The sequence below is a fragment of the Halochromatium sp. NSM3 genome (assembly GCF_059621085.1).
The window spans coordinates 1-2,524 of sequence record NZ_JCAQIA010000081.1 but is presented as its reverse complement, the minus strand read 5'-3'; the positions used below and the strand labels follow the sequence as shown (position 1 = coordinate 2,524).

The window sequence follows — 2,524 nt, the reverse complement described above, 5'->3', positions numbered from 1 at the left end:
TTGAGCGCCTCGGTCTCGGGATCATGGGCGGCGACAGTCCCGACCGGCTCGCCGCGGTAGGTGACCACGGATTCCTCCAGCAGGCGCCAGGCGCGCTGTCTTGCATCCTGGTTCATGGCTGTACCACCGATCAGATCACGGAACACTATCCGTCCTGCCGCACGCCCTCGATGGAGAGGATGATCTCGACCTCCTGCGAGGCGGGCCCCAGGTCATAGTCGATGCCGAAGTCCTTCAACGGGAAGCGGGTCGTGCCCTGGAAACCACGGCGATACCCGCCCCAGGGATCGGGTCCGGCGCCAATCTGTTCCACGTCGAGGGTGATCGGCTTGGTGACTCCATGGAAGCTAAAGTTGCCCGTGACGGTGCCAGTGCCGTCCTCGTCGAGATCGACGGCGGTGCTTTTGAAGGTCGCCTGCGGATAGCGGTCCACGTCCAGGAAGTCATCTCCACGCAGGTGCTTGTCGCGCTCGGCGTGATTGGAGTCCAGGCTCGCGGTCTCGATCTCGACCTCGATGCTGGCGTTGTCCGGGTCCCCGGTGTCATAGCTGAAGCGGCCGTCGAATTCGTTGAAGCGGCCGTAGAGCCAGCTGTAGCCCAGATGCTGGATGCGGAACTGGACGAAGGCATGCGCGTCTTCGGTATCGATCACGTATTCCTCGACCTCGGCGGCGGCGACAGCGGGCAGCAACAGCGCACCGGTCAGGCTCAGGGCGATCAGGGTCTTGGATATGGGCCTGGGCATGTTCATTCTCCTGTTGGCCGTGGGTTGGGTGGATCATCGGGTGGTTATGACAGGCGTGGTCACGTCGAATTGGATTGGGGCCGCATCAGCGCGTCTTTCTTGGAAGCTGATCCTCGTCCCAGCATTCGCAGCAGGGTGCGATCCCGGTCGACCAGGTGATGCTTGAGCGCAGCCAGCGCGTGGATACCGGCCAGGGACACCAGCGAGATGGCGAGTATCAAGTGGAACTCGCCGGCAACATCGGCCTGATTCGGCACGTCGGTGATCAGGGCCGGCACGCGGAATAGGCCGAAGACGTCAATGGCGCGTCCGTCGGCGGTCGAGATGAGATAGCCGCTCAGCATCACCGCGAATAGCAGCCCATAGAGCAACACATGGGCGAGACTCGCGATCCGCCGTTCCAGCATCGAGTGCGTTGCCAATGGCGCCGGCTGCGGGCCCACCAAGCGCCAGCCCAGGCGCAGCGTCACGGTGATGAACAGCAGCACCCCGACGGCCTTGTGGGTCGCCGGCGCGGTGCGGTACCAGTCGTCGTAGTAGGTCAACTCGACCATCCAGAGGCCGAGAGCGAAGAGGCTTAGGACCACCACCGCCACCAGCCAATGCAGGGTAACGGCAACGAGGCCGTAGGTATCGTGGGTATTGCGCAGCATGTCTTGGCTCAAAGTGCTGTCTCACAGCAAGCGACGTTGTGACGAAAGAAGGCCACCTCAAGGATGCTACAATAGTGATTAAGGTGGGGCCGCCAGGTTAAGCGGCCCCGCCACGATGACGGCCCCGCGCGGGGGCCGGTTCGATGGTGTCGTCGCGATCAGAACGACAGATCCGGATTGCCCGTGGCGGCGCCGTAGATGTTCGGCCGCTTGCTGCTGGTAGACGGCCCGTCGATGCGGAGGTTGAACAGATCCGAGTTGCCATCGGCAATGCCCTGGTAACGATCGATCTGGCTGCCGACGCCCGGCTGCACGGCGCTCACACCGAAACCGTCCTCGATCCCCAGCGGATGGCTGGACAGATCCGGATGGCCGGCGCCGAGTCCCTGGTAGACCTCGGCGGCGCTCACGCCACTGGCGGCAACGGTGAAGAGGGTGGCGGCGAGTGTGGTGGTCAATGTTTTCATGGGATGTGCTCCTGATTGGACTGCGGTTGGGTTGAACGGCCCGGCGTTTGCCGGACTTACCCGATAAGTAAGCAGCACCCGTGCCAAGGTTGAAAAACCATTAAAAAGCTTTAAAAACAGCAGCTTAAAGAATCCCACTCGATCACCTCGCGGCCCTGAGCAGACGGCATCGTCACGGAATGTTCATCCCGTGCTCGATTTCGATTGAACGCTTCGTGGTATCGGTGAACGGAGGATCATCGGCCAGCGGCTCCGCCGGCGCGACAGCACTGGTCAGGGCCAGCAGTCACAAGAGGCTGGGTCGTCGCAACGTCATGCTGAGGGTCACTGTTTTAGATGAACAGGCCGCTCTTTAATCAACGGCCACCGCGTCCGGGAAGTCCTCAGCCGGTACCGGCTTGCCGTAGTAATAGCCCTGCAAGGCATTGACCTCCAAAGCGATCAGGCAGTCAACATGGGCCTGCGTTTCGCAGCCCTCGGCGAGGACGCGCATCCCCATGCTCAAGCCCCATGCTCAAGCCGATTTGCACGACCGCCCGGCATAGTGCCAAGTCTTGCGCGTCATCTGGCAAGGCGCGCACGAAGGTGCGATCAATCTTGATTGAGTAACCATCCCCCGGCAAAGCCGGGGGCTTTGAATGCGTGAGCCGCTCAAAGCG

Annotated in this window: 5 protein-coding genes; all 5 read right to left on the bottom strand. The window is 62.1% G+C overall.

All coding sequences use genetic code 11. The annotated features are described in order from the left end of the window. On the bottom strand, nt 1-116 hold a 116-nt coding region (locus AC54T3_RS17360), incomplete at its 3' end, for a glycoside hydrolase 100 family protein (protein WP_496626564.1). Between the two features lie 29 nt (nt 117-145). Next, entirely contained in the window at nt 146-745 is a 600-nt protein-coding gene (locus AC54T3_RS17355) for a YceI family protein (RefSeq protein WP_496626563.1), read from the bottom strand. A gap of 59 nt (nt 746-804) precedes the next feature. Continuing rightward, a complete protein-coding gene (locus tag AC54T3_RS17350) occupies nt 805-1,398 on the bottom strand; it encodes a cytochrome b (RefSeq protein ID WP_496626562.1) in 594 nt (197 codons plus the stop codon). A 158-nt stretch (nt 1,399-1,556) separates the two neighbouring features. After that, on the bottom strand, nt 1,557-1,865 hold the full coding sequence (locus tag AC54T3_RS17345; RefSeq protein ID WP_496626561.1) for a hypothetical protein: 309 nt from the start codon (nt 1,863-1,865) through the stop codon (nt 1,557-1,559). Between the two features lie 352 nt (nt 1,866-2,217). Then, nucleotides 2,218-2,358, bottom strand: coding sequence for a hypothetical protein (locus tag AC54T3_RS17340; RefSeq protein WP_496626560.1), 141 nt, complete (start codon nt 2,356-2,358; stop codon nt 2,218-2,220). Nucleotides 2,359-2,524: the final 166 nt, after the last annotated feature.

Bases quoted from the DNA above. Each gene is read 5' to 3' on its own strand.
- AC54T3_RS17340 (WP_496626560.1), bottom strand. From the start codon at position 2,358: ATGCGCGTCCTCGCCGAGGGCTGCGAAACGCAGGCCCATGTTGACTGC.
- AC54T3_RS17350 (WP_496626562.1), bottom strand. From the start codon at position 1,398: ATGCTGCGCAATACCCACGATACCTACGGCCTCGTTGCCGTTACCCTG.
- AC54T3_RS17355 (WP_496626563.1), bottom strand. From the start codon at position 745: ATGCCCAGGCCCATATCCAAGACCCTGATCGCCCTGAGCCTGACCGGT.
- AC54T3_RS17345 (WP_496626561.1), bottom strand. From the start codon at position 1,865: ATGAAAACATTGACCACCACACTCGCCGCCACCCTCTTCACCGTTGCC.